The organism is Lysinibacillus sp. A4 (assembly GCF_024919535.1).
GTDB lineage: Bacteria > Bacillota > Bacilli > Bacillales_A > Planococcaceae > Lysinibacillus > Lysinibacillus capsici.
The window spans coordinates 214,459-234,791 of record NZ_JANWTB010000005.1; the positions used below are offsets into that span (position 1 = coordinate 214,459).

Genomic DNA, 20,333 nt, shown 5'->3' on the forward strand with positions numbered 1-20,333 from the left:
AATTGTCTAGAGGAGGAATAGAGATGAAAATCGGTTGTATTCAATTAAATGTTGGCTTTGGCAAAGTGGAAGAAAATTTTGCACGTGCTGAAGAGAAGATTCGAGAAGCTGCAAAACAAGGGGCAGAAATTATTGTGTTACCTGAAATGTGGAATACAGGCTATGCTTTGGAAAAACTACCTGAGCTAGCAGATATCGATGGTGAGCGGACACAAGCCTTTTTAGCTAAACTAGCTAAGGAACTAGATGTACATATTGTAGGTGGCTCTGTTTCAACAAAGAAAGGCGACAAATTTTATAATACGATGTATACCTTTGATCGTAATGGAGAGCTTGTAGGGGAATATAGCAAGGCACATCTTTTCCGTTTAATGGACGAGCATCTTTACTTAGAGGCAGGGAATGAAATGAATCGTTTTGCTCTAGGTGACATTGAAGCTGCTGGTGTTATTTGCTATGATATTCGCTTCCCAGAATGGTTACGAGCCCATGCATTACAAGGAGCAAAGGTATTATTTGTACCAGCGCAGTGGCCAACTCCAAGGATTGACCATTGGAAAACATTGCTACAGGCTCGGGCAATTGAAAATCAATGTTTTGTCATAGCCGTTAATCGTATTGCAAAAAAGATAGAAAACTTTAATGGGCAATCCATGATTATTCAGCCTTGGGGAGAGGTACTTTGGGTTGGTGCTGAGGACGAGGAAGTAGCGGTGATCGATGTAGACTTTTCTATTGTTGATGAAGTACGTGGAAGAATCCCTGTTTACGATGATCGCAGACCTGGACTGTATCAGGATGTAGTTGTGAAAGGGTAATAAAGGGCACGCTTAGGAGGGGAGATAGCCTTTTAAGCGTGCCAACTTTTTTCTAGCTCTTATCCTCGATCAATGAATTGGCTAGTAGCATAAATTCAAGTGTAATGCGGTTATGCCCATTCATAAAATTTTTGCCTAGTAAACTTTCAAGCTTTTTTAAGCGGTGATAGAGTGTTTGACGAACAATAAATAATTGATTCGCTGTTTGCTGTTTAGAGCCATTTGTTTGTAAATACACCTGCAATGTTTCGAGAAGCTTACTATTATATTTTTTATCGTATTCAATAACGGGCTGTAAATAGTCGTAAATCACTTCCTGTAAATCCACCTGCATTTGTAATTTATAGATTAAATGATATAAATGCAGATCATCATAAAAGAACGAGGACGTTTGTACTTTTCGACAAATATATAAGGTTTCTAGTGCAGTTTGATAGCTTTTAGGAATTTCATCTACATCACAAACGACCTTCCCAATAGCTATCTGATAACCTTGTGCCTGCTGCTTTTTATAGAATTCAGTTTTGACCAAAGAGGAAAACATGTTGTTTAGCATATCACGAATGGCTTTACTATCTTTTGTATGCAGTAAAATAAAAATAATATAGCTTTTTCTTTCAAATAAAAATGGAATAAAGCCATGTTGCTCAAAGAGATTACGATAATAAAGCTTACTATAGACTACATCCTCCTGTGCCTTTGTCAACGTATTAGGAGAAGCCAAAATAAAGACAGTGCCACTAGAATGTGTATAGTTAGCATAATGGGTAACGATAAATTTATAAATTTCCTCTTTAGACAGTTTTTGATCAATCCAATCAGCTAAAATCGAAGCATCCTCAATATTCTTTTTTTCCTCAATATAAAACTCTCGCATTAAAAGCTGTGCCAATGCTGTTGCCGTGCGATCTAATATTAATAATTCAAATTCGGAGAAAAGCCCATCTTCTCGATAAATTGATAAATCGGCATAATGTTGATCAAATAGAAAAATAGGCTCATGTTTAAACTGCTGAGTCGATGTATTCAATGTTAGGAATTGCTGCCGCTTTTTATGAGCCATATTTGGGAAAAAGACAGGTTCTCTTCCCTTAATGGAGAACATAATTTGTATTTTTAATTCATTATACATATTTTGTAAAATGTCGTCCGCGTTTTGTCCTAATACTGCATTTTTGTTCAATGTTTGTGAGTAAGCTTCTAGTGAAGAAATCAATAGATATTGCTGATTGATAATTTGGCTATGTAAATCCTGTGTAATACGAACAAAAGGAACTGCTTCATGGAAAACAATAATAGGAAACTGGTGACGGTTGGCAAGTGTTAAAATCGCCTCAGGTACTGCTTGAATAGAGGTGCCATATTCAATACAAAGGGCAGCACAATTTTTTTGAATGATGGCTTCTATAAAGGATACAAAGTCCTCAATACTATGTTGGAGACTAAGCCCTGTAGTTAATACTAACTCTTCACCAACTAAAAAATTATCAACATGTATGATTTCTAGTACATGTGCCCATTTAACGCTCCTTGTTAATCCCTCATGACCTGCAACTACCTCTGCATTTTGAAAATATTTATTCTGTAAAACGTCTAGTACTTTTAGTTGAAATGGGCTCATTTTTGCCCCTCCTTTTGACATGCGTGTCTGTGGTTAGAATTCAATAATTTCTGCTTGGTGATAAAAATTTACTCATAAAATCGTTTAAAAATTATTTTAAGAATATTTAGTCTATTTTACATTATGTATAAAACAAAAGTATAGAATTTTACAGTTTGTCTATTACTTCAACGTTATGAAAGATGTAAGATTTTTGTAAGCGATCAAGCAATCTACTAAAAGAGGTGACAGATATGGGGCAACAAACGCATTTACAAAGAGGATTAAAGAAGCGGCATATGACGATGATTGCGATTGCCGGTGTAATCGGTGCTGGACTATTTATGGGGAGTGGCTCGGTCATTAACCTAGCTGGTCCAGGGGCAATTTTATCGTATATATTTGCAGGAATTATCGTTGTATTAGTTATGCGTATGCTAGGTGAGATGGCGGCAGTCAATCCAACGAGTGGCTCGTTTGCTCACTATGCACATGAAGCCATTGGTCCGTGGGCAGGTTTTATGATTGGATGGTTGTACTGGTTTTTCTGGGTGATTGCCATTGCTTTAGAGGCAACAGCAGCAGCTGCCATTATTCAATATTGGTATGATGGGATTCCTTTATGGCTATTAAGTCTGTTATTAACTGTAGTACTTACATTAACAAATGTTCTTTCTGTCAAAGCTTTTGGTGAGTTTGAGTATTGGTTCTCTCTTATTAAGGTTGCAAGTATAGTCGTTTTTCTAGGTCTTGGTGCATTTATTATCTTTGGTATTGCTCCAAACTTTACTGCTGTTGGTATGACCAACTTAGTTGAGCAGGGTGGTTTTTTACCAAATGGTTTTGGTGCTGTTCTAATGGGTGTCGTTATCGTTATTTTTTCATTTATGGGGACAGAAATCGTTGCGATTGCTGCTGGTGAATCGGATGAACCGTTAGCCGCTGTCACAAAAGCTACCAATTCTATTACTTGGCGTATTTTAATTTTCTATGTAGGCTCTATTGCAGTTGTAGTGACGCTATTGCCTTGGCATTCCTCAGATATTTTAACAAGTCCTTATGTAGCGGTACTTGATTATATTGGTATTCCTGCAGCTGCACAAATTATGAATTTTGTTGTTTTAACTGCTGTATTATCGTGCCTAAATTCTGCACTTTATGCTACATCAAGAATGGTATTTTCTTTAGCGGAAAAAGGAGAAGCACCAAAAGCATTTTTAAAATTAAACAAAAATGGTGCACCTGTCAATGCCATACTTGCCGCAACATTTTTCTCATATATTGCGGTCATTATGAACTATGTGTCGCCAGATAAAGTATTTATGTTTTTATTAAGTTCTTGTAGTGCTATTACGTTGATTCTTTATTTAATCATTGCCTTTTCACAATTAAGAATGCGACGGAAGATTGAGCAAGAAAATCCAGAGCTATTAAAGGTGAAAATGTGGCTATTTCCATATTTAACATATTTAACAATAGTAGCAACAACAGCATTACTCATTGCGATGTTCTTTATAGAGTCTATGCGCTCACAAATATTATTTACATGCGTTATTGTGGCCATTGTGATGATTTTCTATATGCTGACTCAAAAGAAAAAGGTGATCAAACAAGCCGAAGAATCAAGTTCTCTTTTCACAAAAGACGAGTTTGATTTTGAACAATAAGACGAAAAAAGGAGTGGTCCATTATGACAGTTCAACAAGAAATGAAAACGCTAACACATTTTATCCAAGGAGAAGAGGTCACAGGCACAAGTAACAGATTCTCTGAAGTATATAATCCGTCAACAGGTGAGGTTATTGCAAGAGTACCCCTTGCTTCAAGAGCCGAGGTAAAGCATGCTATTCAGTTAGCTAAGGAAGCCTTTCCAGCATGGAAAAAAACATCAATTGGGAAGCGGGTAGAAGTGCTACATCGTTTCCGTCAGCTGTTAGTAGAAAGACAGGAAGAACTTATCAATGTGATTTGCCAGGAAAGTGGAAAAACTAAGGAAGATGCGAAAGGTGAAATTGTCCGTGGGATTGAATCTGTGGATATGGCGATCAGTGCCCCACAACTGCTAAAAGGAGAGTATTCCGTCAATGTAGGTGGAAATATTAATGCTTTTTCTGCCAAATCGCCTCTTGGTGTAGTAGCAACCATTGCACCATTTAATTTCCCTGTTATGGTACCACTGGCTATTACAAGTATGGCTGTTGCGGTAGGAAATGCCGTTATTCTAAAGCCATCTGAACGTGTACCTATTTCAGCATTATATTTGAGCCAATTATGGAAAGAGGCAGGTCTACCAGACGGTATTTGGACAGTGGTTAATGGAGATAAAGAAGCAGTCGATGAACTATTAGAAAATAAAGAGATTCAAGCCATTTCATTTGTTGGCTCAACGCCTGTTGCTGAATATATCTATCAAACTGGGACAAAGCACAATAAACGTGTCGCTGCATTTGGTGGTGGAAAGAACTTTATGATTGTTATGCCTGATGCCAATTTAGAACAGACAGCAAATGCCTTTTTAGGAGCAGCATATGGCGCAGCATCTCAGCGTTGCATGGCTATTTCTGGTGCACTCGTTGTAGGGAAGGATACGGAGCAACGATTTACGGAAATATTGAAAAATAAAATTTCCGAACTAAAGGTAGGGCCTTATACAGAGCAAGACGTCGATTTTGGTCCTGTTATCACTAAACAATCAAAGGAAACGATTATACGTTATATCGATGGCGCAGTCAGTGAAGGAGCGAATCTTGTCATTGACGGAAGAAATCCAAAAGTATGTGAATCGTCAAATGGTTTTTATCTTGGTCCTACTTTACTTAATCATGTCACACCAGAAATGACGATCTTCAAAGAGGAGGTCTTTGGTCCAGCACGTATTGTAGTAGGGGTTGATTCACTACAAGAGGCTATTGATTTAATAAATGATCATGAGCTTGGCAATGGTGTCACAATGTTTACAAGCAGTGGAGCGGCAGCGCGTAAATTCCAAGAAGAAATTGAGGTGGGCATGGTAGGGGTAAATGTGCCAATCCCAATCCCAGTTGGCTATCATAACTTTGGTGGGTGGAAACGATCTAAGTTTGGTGAAGGGCATATGTTTGGTCCAGATCAGGCGAGGTTCTTTACAAAGGCAAAAACGATTTCTGAACGTTGGCCCGACGAGACAGAGGATACAACAAGCTCCTTTGCGTTCCCAAGTAATAACGATGCGAAAAACTAAAATAATAATAAGGGGTGTTTGGCGATGACGCAGATCAATCTTAAAAGCGATGTTTTAGCAAAGGATGAGCAATATGTTTGGCATTCGATGAAACCCTATAATCCGCAAGCCACGTATGTAGTAGAGAAATCTGATGGCGCAAGAATCACTGATACAAATGGTACGGAATATATTGATGCGATGGCTGGGCTATGGTGTGTCAATGTTGGCTATGGTCGTAAAGAATTAGCGGATGCAGCACATGAACAAATGATGAAAAATGCTTATGCACCTTTATCTCAGGGACATTTACCAGCAGTCGAATTAGCCGAAAAACTTAATGAAATGCTTGGTGGAGATTATGTTATTTTCTTCTCTAACAGTGGTTCAGAGGCGAATGAAACAGCTTTTAAAATAGCTCGACAATACCACCAGCAAAAAGGACAAAGCTCGCGCTATAAAATCGTCTCTCGCTACCGTGCTTATCATGGGAACTCATTCGGTGCATTAGCGGCAACAGGGCAGGCGGAGCGTAAATATAAATATGAGCCTCTATCACCTGGCTTTATCCATGTTGCACCACCTGATCAATATCGTGAGCATGAAAGTGAGACTATTGCACCATTAGATTTAGCGAGTGTAAAGGCCGTAGACAAAACGATGACCTGGGAGCTGGGCGATACAATTGCAGCAATGATCTTAGAGCCTATTATTACAGGTGGTGGTGTCATTATGCCTCCAGAAAACTATTTAAAAGGTATTGAAGAAGTATGCAAAAAACACGGCGCTTTAATGATTGTGGATGAGGTTATTTGTGGCTTTGGTCGTACAGGGAAGCCATTTGGATTTATGAATTATGGTGTAAAGCCTGATATTATTACAATGGCCAAAGGAATTACAAGTGCCTATTTACCATTATCAGCTACAGCGGTAAAGCGTGAAATATATGAGGCGTTTACTGGATCAGATGCATACGGCTATTTCCGCCATGTAAATACATTCGGTGGCTCACCGGTGGCATGTGCAGTCGCATTAAAAAATATTGAGATTCTTGAGCAAGAGGCTTTATTTGACCGTTCCAAGGAAATTGGTGCAGCAGCACTAAAAACACTGCAACAAGAATTACAGCATCACCCAAATGTAGGAGATGTACGAGGCAAAGGCTTATTGATTGGAATTGAATTAGTGGTAGATAAAGTTTCGAAAGAACCTTTACCTGTAGAGAAAGTGAATGCTGTCATTGCAGCATGTAAAGGGCAAGGGGTCATCATTGGGAAAAATGGAGCTACTGTAGCAGGATTTAATAACGTCTTAACGTTATCACCACCACTTAATATTGCACAAGAAGATCTTGACCGCATACTAAATGTGGTTGTGAATAGTATAAATACGCTATAGCAACTATTCATGTAGGTTCTAAAAGCCATGTAATAAGGGCTTTTAGAACTTTTATATTGGACTTTGGGGCAAGAAAAAATTCTAGGGATAATTATTATAGTTCTATAAAAATAATTATAAAATTCTGAAATTTATTTAAAAAATAGTGGAAATATTAGATTTCGTAGTTTATAGTTGTTAAAAAATAATTAATTTTCTGATAATAAGAAATATCCTAAGAGGGAATATTTTTTTAATCATTTATTTTCAGCGATGGAATAAATATACCTTGTATGTTGAACTATACTTTCTGATTAAATGCAATTGTGATAGTTGAGGGAGCAATTTTTCCTGAAATGAATTGTCTAATCGTAAGAAAATATAGTTTATTTTTTGCCTACTTATTTTCATCAGTGGAGAAAATAACTGTTTTTTGGTAATTATATTTCTTAATTTAAGTTATAAGAAATATTTTTATATATTTTTACAAAGGGAGTAGATGAGATGAATTATGTTAAAAAATTGGTTTTTGTAATTCTATGTACGTTGCTTTTAGCGGCATGCGCAGAGAAAGAGAATTCTAACGCATCAAATACTGGGGACAAGTCTACTACAGATTCAGGTACAGCTAGTTCAAAAAATGAACTTGTTATCGCTGTAAATGAAAACTTTATTTCAATGGATCCGCATAACACAGGGGATACGAATTCGAGTTCTGTACAGGAGACAATGCTAGAAGGATTGTTAGGCTTTAATGCAGATGGTCAAATTATTAAGGTTTTAGCAGATGACTACTCAATTAGTGAAGACGCGCTAGTCTATACGTTCAAACTTAAAGAAGGGGTTACTTTCCATGACGGGGAGCAGTTTAATGCTGAAGCTGTAAAGGTCAACATTGAACGAATCATGAATGATGAAAGCTTACGTTTATATTCTCGTGGTTTTAGCTTAATCAGCAATGTTGAAATTCTAGGTGACTATGAAATTAAAGTTACTTTAAAAGAACCATATGGACCAATGATTACGCGATTCGGCGTTGCCAAAATGATTAGTCCAAAAATGATTAAAGAAAATTCAGCAGACATACCTAAAAAACCTGTTGGTACAGGACCATATAAATTTGTTGAATGGGTACAAGGAGACCATTTAACAATTGAAAACTTTGATGGCTATTGGGATGGGGGAGAACGTGTTGCTAAAATCACCTATAAACCAGTGCCAGAAAACGGCTCGCGCGTAGCGATGCTAAAAGCGGGCGATGCTCAGGTTATCTATCCAGTGCCAGCACAAAATATTGATGAGCTTTCTAATAGTAAAGATGTAGAGGTAAATAAGGTTCCTTCTACAATTGCACATTACGTTTCATTAAATACCTATAAAAAACCTTTGGATGATATTAAAGTTCGACAAGCCTTTAACTACGCAGTGGACAAGGATGCTTATTTAAAAGTGGTGAATGCAGGGCTGGGTTTACCATTAGACTCAATTATTCCTTCCAAAACCGTTTATTATAAGCAGCAAAAAATGTATGAACACAATATTGAAAAGGCAAAAGAATTATTGGCTGAGGCAGGCTATCCAGATGGCTTCGATATTGAAATCTGGGGGAACACAAACTCGGATACGATGAAGGGTATGCAGTTTATTCAACAACAGTTAGGTCAAATCGGTGTAAAAGTAGAAATTAAATCAATGGAAGAAGGAACTTTATCAGACGAAATCTATGGTGCACAAACACCAGATGATGCGAAATTACAAATGTGGTATGTGAGTTGGTCAGCGTATGCTTCGGATATAACGAATGCAACAAAGCCTCTTTTCCATAGCGTATCATTCCCACCGAATGGTGCAAATACAGCTTACTATCATAACACGGAGGCAGATCAATTAATGGATGAAGCTAACTCCATTTCAGATGTAGATCGCCAAGCTGAACTATATGAAAAATTACAGGAAATCGTTTATCAAGATACACCTTGGATTTTCTTAGGGGTAGATGAGGTTGTTTACGGTGTACGTTCAAATGTGAGCGGTGTGCTAGTAAACCCTACAGGTGGACTTGATGTGAAGAATGCCAAAGTGGAGTAATGAACAGTTAAAGGAATTGATGCTCGTCAATTCCTTTTCTACAAAAATAGAAAGGAGGAAGGCCACATGTGGAAGTATATAGCAAGAAGAACGATTGAAATGATACCGATATTAATTGTCATTTCCATATTAACATTCTTATTTATTCATTTCATACCAGGTGACCCTGCAAGATTAGTAGCTGGTAAGGATGCCACGCTAGAAGATGTTGAAAATGTACGCCATGAGTTAGGTTTAGATAAACCCATTCTTAAACAATACATGGATTATATGAAAAATCTTTTGACGGGTGAGCTAGGAACATCTTTAACAACAGGACTACCTGTCATAGATATGTTTAAAACAAGGTTTATGCCTTCTCTTCATCTTACTTTCCTTTCCATGTTTTGGGCTACATTAATGGGTTTGGTGATTGGTGTTTTTTCTGCCATCAATAAAAACAAATGGCCTGATTATTTTGGTATGGTAACGGCTGTTTCTGGCATCTCAATTCCAGGATTTTGGTTGGGCTTATTATTAATTCAATTATTTTCAGTGCAGCTAGGGTTATTTCCGACAGGTGGATTAGATGGCTTTTCTAGTTATATTTTGCCCTCCTTGACCTTAGGGGCTGGCATTATGTCAATGATTGCGCGATTTACTCGTTCTTCCATGCTTGAAACGTTACAAGCTGATTTTATAAGAACAGGGAGAGCAAAAGGATTGAAAGAACACTCCGTTATTGTGACCCATGCTTTAAGAAATTCCTTGATTTCTGTGGTAACAGTAGCAGGTCTGCAATTCGGATTTCTCTTAGGAGGATCGGTGGTAGTGGAGACAGTCTTTAGTTTTCCAGGAATGGGACGACTTTTAATTGATTCGATTGCCTTTCGAGATTATCCCGTCATTCAGTCTGCACTGCTGTTATTTGCATTTGAATTTATTTTAGTCAATTTAATAGTTGATGTGCTTTATACCGTGTTAAATCCAAAAATCCAATTAAATTCTTAAGGGAGGGAACAAAATGACTTCACCAACTACTGTGCAAAATAGCCAAGTGCAAAATACACAAAGAAAATACTCTCCTCTTAAAGAATTTTGGAAGTCTTTTAAAAAACAAAAGGCTGCTTTGGTAGCAAGTATCTTTATAGGATTGTTAATTGTAGTCGCTATTATTGGCCCTTATATCGCACCTTACGATCCTTTTGAACCGAATTATAATGCTTTATTAGAGGGACCAAGTACAAGTCATTTGGCAGGAACGGACGAGTATGGTCGAGATATTTTTAGTCGTTTAATAGTAGGCGCAAAAATATCCTTAATGGTGAGTTTCAGTGCCGTATTTTTAGGCTTAATACTAGGAACTATTTTAGGTTTAATTAGCGGTTACTTCGGTGGGTGGGTTGACAAAATCATCATGCGTAGCTGTGATGTGTTGTTTTCATTTCCTGATTTATTATTAGCGATTGCCATTGTAGCCTTATTGGGCCCTGGTATTAATAATGTCATCATTGCTGTGATGATCTTTAGTGTGCCATCTTTTGCTCGTTTAGTCAGAGGTGCTACATTGAATGCGAAGGAGAATGTCTATGTAGAAGCAGCACAATCTATGGGAGCATCGCATGTTAGAGTGCTGTGGAAACATATTTTCCCTGAAACAATTAGTGAGTTAATCATTTTTGTCACAATGCGTATAGGGACAGCCATTTTAGCAGCTTCTGGTTTAAGTTTTTTAGGCTTAGGTGCAAGCCCTGAAATGCCTGAGTGGGGAGTAATGCTAAGTAGTGGGCGTGACTATTTAGGGACATCTTCGCATGTAGTCATCATGCCAGGTATTGCCATATTTTTAACCGTACTAGCATTTAACTTAATAGGTGATGGATTACGAGATGTGTTAGATCCAAAAATAAAAAATAATTAAGGAGAATGCCTATGCCAGAACATGTATTGCGAGTAAGTGACTTAGAAACGTCCTTTACGCGTGATAATAAGGAAATCAAAATTTTAAGAGGTGTCAATTTTTCCATCCGTAAAGGGGAGATAGTAGGCTTAGTGGGAGAATCGGGCAGTGGAAAAAGCTTAACATCGTTATCCATCATGCAATTATTTCACGGTACTACAGGCAAAATCGTCAATGGCTCTATACATTTTAATGGACATGACTTGACGAAAATGTCCGAATCAGAAATTCGGAAGATTCGTGGCAAGCAAATGGCCATGATTTTTCAAGAGCCCATGACTTCTTTAAATCCTGTCTTAAAAATAGGCAAGCAGTTAATGGAAGCAATTGAAATGCATTTGAAACTGCCGAAAAACGAAAGTAAGCATCATGCAATCCAAATGTTAAAAAGCGTGGGCATAGGAAGAGCTGAGGAAATCATTTATGAATATCCACATCAGCTCTCAGGAGGAATGCGCCAACGGGTAATGATTGCAATGGCTATGGCCTGCCACCCTAATTTACTTATTGCCGACGAACCAACCACTGCGCTTGATGTCACGATACAAGCTCAAATTTTAGAGCTAATGAAAAAGCTAAAGGAAGAAAATGAGACAGCTATTTTATTAATTACACATGATTTAGGTGTTGTGGCGGAAATGTGCGATAGGGTAGTGGTCATGTATGCAGGGCAGGTTGTAGAGGAAGCAGATGTCTTTGAATTATTTGCTAGCTCCAAGCATCCCTATACAAAAGGTTTAATTGCATCTGTACCTAAAATTGGTGATAACAAAGAGGTATTAGATTCTATCAATGGTCAAGTACCATCCCCACAAAATATGCCGAATGGTTGTAAATTTGCTCCACGTTGTAATCAAGCGATGTCTATATGCCATCAGGAGAGTCCACCGACAGTAAAAATTTCGGCTACACGCCAATGTAGCTGCTGGCTATATGTGAAAAAGGATGTGGAAGTAAATGCCTAACAGTATATTAAAAGTGGAGAATTTAAAAAAGAGCTTTCAAATAGCCGGAGGGTTATTTCAAAAAAAGCAATATGTTAACGCAGTTATAGATGTCTCCTTTGAAATAGAAGAAGGTACGACATTTAGTTTAGTTGGGGAAAGTGGTTGTGGGAAATCTACTACGGGCAGATTAATTACTAGATTACTAGCACCAACGAATGGAAGTATCGAGGTGGATGGGAAGGAAGTAGCTACTGCAAAGCCGTCCGAATTAAGGCACTTAAGGCAAACTGTTCAAATGATTTTTCAAGACCCATATGCCTCATTGAATCCAAGAATGAAGGTCAAGGAGCTTGTTGGAGAGCCTTTAGAAATTCATACAAAGCTTTCGAAAGCAGAGCGTGAAAAACTAGTGCTTGAAATGCTGGAAGTCGTTGGATTAAATGCTGAACATGCTGATCGCTATGCACATGAGTTCAGTGGTGGACAAAGACAGCGTTTGGGTATTGCTCGTGCTTTAATTACAAAGCCAAAATTAATCATTGCTGATGAGCCTGTGTCTGCGTTGGATGTATCTATACAATCGCAAATATTGAATCTATTAAAGCAATTGCAGCAAGAATATAAAATATCTTATCTCTTTATTTCTCACGATTTAAGTGTTGTAGAACATATTAGCCATTATATTGGGGTTATGTATTTAGGATCCATTGTAGAAATTGGGCGTAAAGAAACCATATTTAATGAACCAAAGCATCCCTATACACAAGCGCTCATTGCTTCCGTACCGATTGCAGACCCAACATTACGAAAAAAGAAGATCGTTTTAACTGGTGATATTCCAAATCCTAAAAATCCGCCGAGTGGTTGTACCTTCCACACAAGGTGCCCCTTTGCATCAGATATATGTAAGCAAGCTATACCAGAAATGAGGAAAATTAACGAAGAGCAAAGTGTTGCATGTCACTTTGTTAACTAATGGAGAGGATGTTTATAAATGAAAATAGGGTTAAGCACATACAGTATGGTTAAAAAAATGAGACAGGGAGAGATGGATGTTCTAGATGTTTTACAATGGGTAGCAGACAACGGTGGTCAGCATGTAGAATTAGTGCCCTATGAATTTACGGTTGTAGATAACTATGAACTTGCAACTGAAATTAAAGATAAAGCAGCAGAGCTAGGATTAGAGTTATCCGCCTATTCGTTACCAGCTAACTTTATTCAGGATACGGAGGAAGCTTTTTTAGAAGAAGTTGAACGTTTAAAGAAACATATTGATGTAGTACATCATATGGGTATTCACATTATGCGCCATGACGTTACTCTCTTTACCTTACCAAAGGAGCAAACATCCATTCATTATTACAACGAGCATTTTGAAGAAATGGTTAGAGGCTGTCAGTTAATTGCAGATTACGCGAAACAATTTAATATTACGACAACGATTGAAAATCATGGCTTTAATGTTCAAACAAGTGATCGTGTACAACAATTAATTCATGCGGTAAACAGAGACAACTTTAAAACAACTTTAGATATCGGTAATTTTTTATGTATTGATGAAGAGCCTCTCATTGGTGTTATGAAAAACATTCCTTATGCTGCTACAGTGCATTTCAAAGATTTTTATATTCGTCCTTATTATGAAAATCCAGGTGAGGGCGAGTGGTTCCGTACAGTTCATAACAACTACATCAGAGGTGCTATTGTCGGGCATGGTGATATAAATATTCGAGAAATTATTAAACTCGTAAAAGGCAGTGGATATGATGGCTATCTTACTATTGAGTTTGAAGGAATGGAAGATTGCCAAGTAGGTTCAAAAATAGGGATGGATAATGTACGTCGTTTATGGAATGAATGCAAGCTCTAAAGGAGGAAAGCACATGGATAAATTAAAAGTTTGTGTCATTGGCACAGGTTCTATTTCAGATTTTCACTTAGGTTCCTATACGAATAATCCATACGTTGAATTATATGGCGTGTATGATGCTTCCATTGAACGAGGCAAAGCAAAAGCAGCCCAATTTGGAGCAACACATGTTTTTTCTTCAAAAGAAGAGCTATTCGCAGATAAAAATGTGGATGCTGTCAGTATTTGTACATGGAATAATACGCATGCTGAATTGGCGATTCTTGCTTTGGAAAATGACTTACATGTTCTAATAGAAAAGCCGCTATCTATGACTTATGCAGAGGCTCTAAATATCCAAAAGGTTGCAGAAAAGCATCAGAAAGTATTTCAAGTGGGCTATGTAAGACGATTTGCAACAAATACCAAAGTACTGAAAAGCTTCATCGACGATAACAAATTGGGCGATATTTATTATGCCAAAGCTTCCTGCCTAAGAAGATTAGGGAATCCAGGAGGCTGGTTTGCCGAAATTGATAAGTCTGGCGGCGGACCTTTAATTGATCTAGGGGTACATGTAATTGATATATGCTGGTACTTAATGGGTAGACCAAAAGTGAAACGTATAACAGGTCATACTTACAATCAATTAGGAAATCGAAATCATATAGAAAATTTATCCTTCTACAAGGCTGCAGACTATGATGCAACTAAAAACACAGTAGAAGACTTAGCAAATGCCCTCATTACATTTGAGAATGGAGCATCGCTAATGGTAGACGTTTCCTATACACTACATGCTTTAAAAGATGAAATAAGTATTAAGCTATATGGCACGAACGGTGGAGCAGAGCTAGAGCCTGAATTAAAAATTGTAAGTGAAGAGCATAATACAATTTTAAATATTCATCCTCAAATTAACGATCTAACTTTTGATTTTGCGACAGCCTTTCAAAATGAAATTAATTCATTTGTTGATTGTTGCCTTCATCATTATGATTCAGTTGCACCTGTGGAGGATGGGGTAGAAATTATGAAAATCTTAGAAGGTATTTATATTTCTGCAACTGAAGGAAAGGAGGTTGTTTATTAAAATGGTAAAATTGGATAATAAAATCGGTGTGATAGTAGACAGCTTTCGTTTACCTATTCGTGAAGGTTTATTAAAGGCGAAAGAAGTTGGGGCACAGGGGGTACAAATGTATGCCGTTTCAGGTGAGCTGGACCCCGATAACCTAAATGCTGAACAAAGAGCAGAATTGAAGGCGTATATTTTAGGGTTAGGTCTAGAAATCTCCGCCTTATGTGGAGATTTAGGAGGACATGGCTTCCAAGATAAAGCAGAAAATGCCTGGAAAATCAAGAAATCGAAAGAAATACTGCAATTAGCCAAGGACCTAGGAACATCCATTGTTACAACCCATATCGGTATTATTCCTGAAGATGAAAATGACCCAATCTATCAAACAATGCTGGAAGCTTGTGAAGAATTAGGACAATATGCTACATCATTAGATGCTTATTTTGCGATTGAAACAGGGCCAGAAACGAGTAAAACATTAAAAGAGTTTTTAGATAAGCTATCAACGAACGGTGTATCGGTTAATTTTGATCCAGCCAATATGGTGATGGTAACAAAAGATGATCCTGTAGCTGGAGTCAAACTATTAAAGAAATATATTGTACATACACATGTAAAGGATGGTATTCAACTGCAGTCAACGAATCCTAAAGATGTGTACGGGTACTTAGGATACGATTCTGGAACATCTCATGATAAAATAGAAGAAATGGTGGAAAATGGGGAGTTTTTTAGAGAACTTCCATTAGGTCATGGAGATGTCAATTTCGAGCTTTATTTTTCAGCTTTACAAGAAATCGGATACAATGGCTATTTAACTATTGAACGAGAAGTGAGATCAAATCCCGAAAAAGACATCAAAGAAGCTGTACAATTCATAGAAAAGTTTAAATAGGGGTTGAATCTAATTTGAAAAAGCAAGATCAAGTACAAATGCGAAGACAAAATAAATATATTGTGCTTGACGCAATAAGGCAGATGGCGCCAATTTCAAGAATTCAATTATCAAAATATACAAAAATGAGCCCTACGACCATTACTCGTATTGTGCAGGAGCTAGAAGCGGAAGGCTTTATTCTTGAAGGGGTATCGGAAGAAACAGCCATTGGTAGACGTCCTACGTTAATTCATATGCGAGAAGATGCTTTATATACGATTGGGATAGAAATTGACTGTTTTTCTATTCGGATAGGTATACTAGATTTCTTAGGGAAGCTTATTGCCTTTCAGGAAGTCAAATGTAGCATCAAGCATCAATACGAAGAAGCTATATATCTACTTAAACGATCTATAGAAAATATCATGACAGAATATCAGATTGCTCAGGATAAATTACTAGGCATTGGGATAGGAATTCCAGGAGTAATCAATAACGAGGAAGGAATTATCGTTTCCTCTGAGCAATTGAAGTGGGAAAACTGCCCTATAAGAGAAGATTTGAATGGTGTTTTTGGTTGTGAAGTCATCGTAGATAATGAATTAAAAATGCAAATCATTGCTGAAATTGGTGATATCTATACGCCACAGTATTCAAATTGTATTTTAGTCGGAATTGGAACGGGAATAGGAGCATCCATATTATTAAATGGAGAAGTGTATCGTGGCATTCAAAATAAAGCTGGAGAAATAAGTCATATAACGATTAATCCCTTTGGTGAAATGTGTCACTGTGGTAAAAGAGGATGCTTATCGATGTATGTTTCTGAAGTTACGCTGTTAAAAAGAACACCTAAAAATCTTAATATTCAATCAATAGAAGAGATTTTGCAGTGTGTTGATCAAGGTGAGCAATGGGCGATCGATATTCAACAAGATGTAGCTACTTTTCTAGCTATAGCCATCAATAATCTAGTTTGTTTATACGAACCAGAGGCTGTCATCGTCAGTGGAGAAATTATTGAGCACAATGTGACATTTCAAAAACTACTTAGTGAAAAGTGTAAACAGTATATATGGAAGGAATTACAACCCTACTTTGATTTACAGTTTTCCAATCAATTAAAAGAAGGGGTTGTTAAAGGAGCGGCATTACAAGCACAAAAGCAGTTGCTGTCTGTTTAAAGAAAGGTTGGTTGATTCGTGGCTTACTCAGAATTTTTAAAGGAGTATCGTTCAGGATTAATGGAAAATGTGCATTATGGACAAATGAGTGCTGTGAATCTAACGAAGGAAGAATTCGTCTCTGTAGGTCAAGACTATGAGCCTGTGTATTTTCGTTCTGCAGCAAAACCATTTCAAGCCATTCCCATTTTTATGACTGATTTTATAGAAAAATACGGAATTACTTCAAATGAAAGTGCATTATTTCTGGCTTCACAAAGAGGCGAAATTTATCATCAAGAGGCATTAATCTCTTTGCTGGAAAAACTCCCTATGAATGAAAGTGATTTAATTTGTGCAGCATCCTATCCATTAAATGAGGAACCTAAAACACAGTATATTCAACAGGGATTTGAAAAGAGGAAACTCTTTCATAATTGCGCGGGCAAGCATTTAGGATTTTTAACTGCATGTTTAGCAAATGGCTATGATGTCAAGCAATATTGTCATCCAGAACATCCACTGCAACAGATGATAAAAAAATATATTGCCTATTTAAGTGAATATGAGATAGAGAGAATTCGTACAGGGATTGATGGCTGTGGTGCACCTGTCTTTGCAATTCCGCTAAAAAACATGGCCATTGCCTATTTAAAGTTAGCACGACCAGAATTGATTGATGATGAACTAATTCGTGAAGCAGTAATAAAGCTTACAGCAGTAATGAATCAAGAGAATCATATCATTGCAGCACAAAACTTTATTTGTACAGCATTATTAAAGGATTCTAATATTGTGGCGAAGGGCGGAGCACAGGGCGTATACTGTTTTGCTCTTAGAAATGAAGGAGTAAGTTTCGCCTTGAAAATTATGAATGGTTCAGAAAGTCCATGGCCGAATGTAATTGCTTCTGTATTGGAACAAATGCAGTATAAAAATCAAGAAACAATTGAGCGTATTAAAGCATTGTCTCCTGCATTTGTGCATAATGATGCAGGGATAGAGGTAGGAGAAATTGTATCTACAATTAAAATTGTATAGAGGTGAAGGCACTTGCATGTTTTGGCAATAGATGGTGGTGGAACGAAAACGATTGCAACAATCTCAACATGTCATGGGCAAATTATGGCGCTAGCTGAAACAGGCAAAAGTAATCCCACATCCATGAGCTTCGAGCATTTTACAGAGACGATAACAGAATTAATAAATGATTTAAAAAGACAACAGCCTCACGAATTTCAACACATTACAAAGTGCCATGCGGGCCTGTCTGGTGTAACAGAAAATAATAATGAGAAAATTACCTATGCATTATTAACCTCGCTTTTACCGAAAGGCTGTCAACTATCACTATCGAATGATGGAATGAACGCGCTGTATGCAGGAACCTTGGGGCAGCCAGGCATTGTACAAATTTCTGGTACGGGTGCGATTACACTCAGTATAGATGCATCTGGAAGAATTGAACGTACAGCAGGATGGGGTTATATTTTTGATGATGAGGGCAGTGGCTATGATATTGGCATTCGCACATTAAAAGCGGTATTTAAAGCATTCGATAAAAGAGGTCCTGAAACGCTTCTAACAGCAGCGGTATTAGAATATTTTCGATTACAATCCGTTCCGCAGATAATTGAAGTGGTATATGGTGAAGGACATCCGAGGGATACCATATCTCCTTTAAGTAAGGTTGCAATTGAATGTGCTAAACGTGGTGATGGAGAAGCCAATACGATTATTGATCAAGTGTGCCATGTTTTTTATCAAAGTATAGACGCTTGTTATAATAAAAACCCGTTTGCACATAAGCAAGTCAAAGTAGTGCTAGCTGGTGGCGTTTTTAATGAATTGGAGCTATTTACTAAAAAATTAATCGCTATAGATAAAAAGAGTAGTAATCAGTATCACTTCGTGGGTGCTTATAGCTTACCGGTAGGTGGTGCCGCTTTAGCTGCTTTAAAATTACCATATAATGAAGCAAAGCTATTTATTGATCAATATAATGCAAGTATGAAGAAGTTTTTAACGAGTTAATACCCCTTAACTTTGCAAGTAGAGAAAAGCATGTACATGTCTCTACTTGCATTTTGTCAGTCTCCTACTTTAAACATATACCCCTTATATGAATTATGAATGATCATGACGATTCCGATAAGCATAAAATTGGATAATAACGAACTTCCGCCATAGCTTAAAAAGGGTAGGGTGACACCTGTGACAGGTAAAAGTCCAATGGTCATGCCTATATTTTGAGTAATTTGAAAGGCTAGTAAGCTTGAAATACCTGCCCCCATTAAAGTCATAAAGGGGTCTCGCGCTACTACCGTAATAACAACAATACGATAGATAACAAAAAATAGTAGTGCTATTACAAATGCTCCTCCAATAAAACCTAGCTCTTCCGCAATAGTAGAGAATATAAAATCGGTATGTTTTTCTGGTACATAGACATTGTTATGTAGATAGCCCTTGCCCACAAATTCTCCTGATCCGATAGCCATAAAGCCTTGGCGTACTTGAAAAGAAGAATCTGTATATTCATAAGGCTGAAGCCATCCATAAATTCTAGAAATCTGATGTCCTGAGAGAGCACCTAAAACCTTCTCTGTAAAAAATTCATTAAATCTGACATAGAGCACTACCATCGTACTGATGATAACTAGAGGAACGGCCGTAAATATGGCAAGAAGCTTTCTATGAATACCTGAAAAGAAAATCATTGGTAAAATCATTGCCATATACAGCATGACCATACCTGTATCGGGTTGTCTATAAACAAGTAGCGTAGGAGGAAGGACAATTAGCCCGATTTTTATAAGTAACCAAAAATCTGCTAGATAAGAGGGGCGAACATTTTTCTCTTGATGAGCAATAATGACCTTACTCACAACTATTAAAAAAGCGAATTTTAAAAATTCCGATGGTTGGAGAGAACCTAAAAACGGGATCTGATACCATGATTTTGCCTGATTGATCGTTCGAGCAATGCTTTCAGGTGCAACAATAAGACCAGCCGTTAAAGCAACTATTAGGAAGTAAAATGGCCATCCAATCTTTTTCAATTGTTCAATATCAAGCAAGGAAATTCCAAACATGATGGTGAATCCGATGACATAAAATAAAAACTGTTTGATAATAAAGGAACTTGAATACTGTTCAAAATTTACACTACTAGAATGGACAAAAAGGCAACTAATAGCGCCGAGTAAAAGAAGACTTATTACTAAACTCCAATCTAACTTCTTGAATTGCGTCAAATGTAACACCTCCATTCTCTATTAGGAACGCTGACAATGTATGGAAGGTTGCGAATGTTTTCCTAAAAGTAGTATGAATAAGTAGCAACAATCTGGCTAATTTAGCGAGTTAAATTACCTAAATAAAACTAAATG

Annotated in this window: 17 protein-coding genes; 15 read left to right on the plus strand and 2 right to left on the minus strand. The window is 37.3% G+C overall.

Annotated elements, in window-relative coordinates:
- Positions 1 to 23 precede the first annotated feature (23 nt).
- Positions 24 to 818 (plus strand): carbon-nitrogen family hydrolase, encoded by a 795-nt coding sequence (locus NY607_RS12110; RefSeq protein ID WP_259419755.1) that lies wholly within the window; start codon positions 24 to 26, stop codon positions 816 to 818.
- A gap of 52 nt (positions 819 to 870) precedes the next feature.
- On the opposite strand, the gene NY607_RS12115 is transcribed toward NY607_RS12110, so the two are convergent.
- The gene (locus NY607_RS12115) at positions 871 to 2,439 is read right to left on the minus strand and encodes a PucR family transcriptional regulator (RefSeq protein ID WP_259419756.1); all 1,569 of its coding nucleotides are present in this window, start codon (positions 2,437 to 2,439) and stop codon (positions 871 to 873) included.
- A gap of 233 nt (positions 2,440 to 2,672) precedes the next feature.
- Between NY607_RS12115 and NY607_RS12120 the strand changes: the two genes are divergently transcribed.
- From NY607_RS12120 to NY607_RS12185, 14 genes are all read left to right on the plus strand, one after another.
- A complete protein-coding gene (locus NY607_RS12120; protein ID WP_259419757.1) occupies positions 2,673 to 4,085 on the plus strand; it encodes an amino acid permease in 1,413 nt (470 codons plus the stop codon).
- 23 nt (positions 4,086 to 4,108) lie between these two features.
- Entirely contained in the window at positions 4,109 to 5,638 is a 1,530-nt protein-coding gene (locus NY607_RS12125) for a CoA-acylating methylmalonate-semialdehyde dehydrogenase (RefSeq protein ID WP_259419758.1), read from the plus strand.
- A 24-nt stretch (positions 5,639 to 5,662) separates the two neighbouring features.
- Positions 5,663 to 7,015 (plus strand): aspartate aminotransferase family protein, encoded by a 1,353-nt coding sequence (locus NY607_RS12130; protein WP_237899217.1) that lies wholly within the window; start codon positions 5,663 to 5,665, stop codon positions 7,013 to 7,015.
- 483 nt (positions 7,016 to 7,498) lie between these two features.
- The gene (locus NY607_RS12135; RefSeq protein WP_259419759.1) at positions 7,499 to 9,082 is read left to right on the plus strand and encodes a glutathione ABC transporter substrate-binding protein; all 1,584 of its coding nucleotides are present in this window, start codon (positions 7,499 to 7,501) and stop codon (positions 9,080 to 9,082) included.
- 66 nt (positions 9,083 to 9,148) lie between these two features.
- Positions 9,149 to 10,072: an ABC transporter permease gene (locus NY607_RS12140; RefSeq protein WP_259419760.1), complete on the plus strand. Its 924-nt coding sequence runs from the start codon at positions 9,149 to 9,151 to the stop codon at positions 10,070 to 10,072.
- 13 nt (positions 10,073 to 10,085) lie between these two features.
- Complete coding sequence (locus NY607_RS12145; protein WP_259419761.1) at positions 10,086 to 10,982, plus strand: ABC transporter permease; 897 nt, start codon at positions 10,086 to 10,088, stop codon at positions 10,980 to 10,982.
- A gap of 11 nt (positions 10,983 to 10,993) precedes the next feature.
- On the plus strand, positions 10,994 to 11,986 hold the full coding sequence (locus tag NY607_RS12150) for an ABC transporter ATP-binding protein (protein WP_259419762.1): 993 nt from the start codon (positions 10,994 to 10,996) through the stop codon (positions 11,984 to 11,986).
- On the plus strand, positions 11,979 to 12,944 hold the full coding sequence (locus tag NY607_RS12155) for an ABC transporter ATP-binding protein (RefSeq protein WP_237899223.1): 966 nt from the start codon (positions 11,979 to 11,981) through the stop codon (positions 12,942 to 12,944). Before NY607_RS12150 ends, NY607_RS12155 begins: the two co-directional genes overlap by 8 nt.
- A gap of 18 nt (positions 12,945 to 12,962) precedes the next feature.
- Positions 12,963 to 13,841, plus strand: a complete 879-nt coding sequence (locus tag NY607_RS12160; protein WP_112117293.1) for a sugar phosphate isomerase/epimerase family protein — start codon at positions 12,963 to 12,965, stop codon at positions 13,839 to 13,841.
- Positions 13,842 to 13,854: 13 nt separating this feature from the next.
- Positions 13,855 to 14,913 carry a Gfo/Idh/MocA family protein gene (locus tag NY607_RS12165; RefSeq protein WP_237899225.1) on the plus strand — a complete coding sequence of 353 codons (1,059 nt, stop codon included), beginning with the start codon at positions 13,855 to 13,857 and terminating at the stop codon, positions 14,911 to 14,913.
- A gap of 1 nt (position 14,914) precedes the next feature.
- Entirely contained in the window at positions 14,915 to 15,796 is an 882-nt protein-coding gene (locus NY607_RS12170; RefSeq protein WP_103117394.1) for a sugar phosphate isomerase/epimerase family protein, read from the plus strand.
- A 14-nt stretch (positions 15,797 to 15,810) separates the two neighbouring features.
- The gene (locus NY607_RS12175; RefSeq protein ID WP_237899227.1) at positions 15,811 to 16,962 is read left to right on the plus strand and encodes an ROK family transcriptional regulator; all 1,152 of its coding nucleotides are present in this window, start codon (positions 15,811 to 15,813) and stop codon (positions 16,960 to 16,962) included.
- A gap of 18 nt (positions 16,963 to 16,980) precedes the next feature.
- Positions 16,981 to 17,982, plus strand: coding sequence for an asparaginase (locus tag NY607_RS12180; RefSeq protein ID WP_237899229.1), 1,002 nt, complete (start codon positions 16,981 to 16,983; stop codon positions 17,980 to 17,982).
- Between the two features lie 12 nt (positions 17,983 to 17,994).
- Positions 17,995 to 18,975, plus strand: a complete 981-nt coding sequence (locus NY607_RS12185; RefSeq protein ID WP_131520751.1) for an N-acetylglucosamine kinase — start codon at positions 17,995 to 17,997, stop codon at positions 18,973 to 18,975.
- Positions 18,976 to 19,031: 56 nt separating this feature from the next.
- On the opposite strand, the gene NY607_RS12190 is transcribed toward NY607_RS12185, so the two are convergent.
- Positions 19,032 to 20,198: an FtsW/RodA/SpoVE family cell cycle protein gene (locus NY607_RS12190; protein ID WP_227744921.1), complete on the minus strand. Its 1,167-nt coding sequence runs from the start codon at positions 20,196 to 20,198 to the stop codon at positions 19,032 to 19,034.
- Between the last annotated feature and the right edge of the window lie 135 nt (positions 20,199 to 20,333).

Coding starts and splice junctions, on each gene's coding strand:
- NY607_RS12110 (WP_259419755.1), top strand. CDS start 24: ATGAAAATCGGTTGTATTCAATTAAATGTTGGCTTTGGCAAAGTGGAA.
- NY607_RS12115 (WP_259419756.1), bottom strand. CDS start 2,439: ATGAGCCCATTTCAACTAAAAGTACTAGACGTTTTACAGAATAAATAT.
- NY607_RS12120 (WP_259419757.1), top strand. CDS start 2,673: ATGGGGCAACAAACGCATTTACAAAGAGGATTAAAGAAGCGGCATATG.
- NY607_RS12125 (WP_259419758.1), top strand. CDS start 4,109: ATGACAGTTCAACAAGAAATGAAAACGCTAACACATTTTATCCAAGGA.
- NY607_RS12130 (WP_237899217.1), top strand. CDS start 5,663: ATGACGCAGATCAATCTTAAAAGCGATGTTTTAGCAAAGGATGAGCAA.
- NY607_RS12135 (WP_259419759.1), top strand. CDS start 7,499: ATGAATTATGTTAAAAAATTGGTTTTTGTAATTCTATGTACGTTGCTT.
- NY607_RS12140 (WP_259419760.1), top strand. CDS start 9,149: ATGTGGAAGTATATAGCAAGAAGAACGATTGAAATGATACCGATATTA.
- NY607_RS12145 (WP_259419761.1), top strand. CDS start 10,086: ATGACTTCACCAACTACTGTGCAAAATAGCCAAGTGCAAAATACACAA.
- NY607_RS12150 (WP_259419762.1), top strand. CDS start 10,994: ATGCCAGAACATGTATTGCGAGTAAGTGACTTAGAAACGTCCTTTACG.
- NY607_RS12155 (WP_237899223.1), top strand. CDS start 11,979: ATGCCTAACAGTATATTAAAAGTGGAGAATTTAAAAAAGAGCTTTCAA.
- NY607_RS12160 (WP_112117293.1), top strand. CDS start 12,963: ATGAAAATAGGGTTAAGCACATACAGTATGGTTAAAAAAATGAGACAG.
- NY607_RS12165 (WP_237899225.1), top strand. CDS start 13,855: ATGGATAAATTAAAAGTTTGTGTCATTGGCACAGGTTCTATTTCAGAT.
- NY607_RS12170 (WP_103117394.1), top strand. CDS start 14,915: ATGGTAAAATTGGATAATAAAATCGGTGTGATAGTAGACAGCTTTCGT.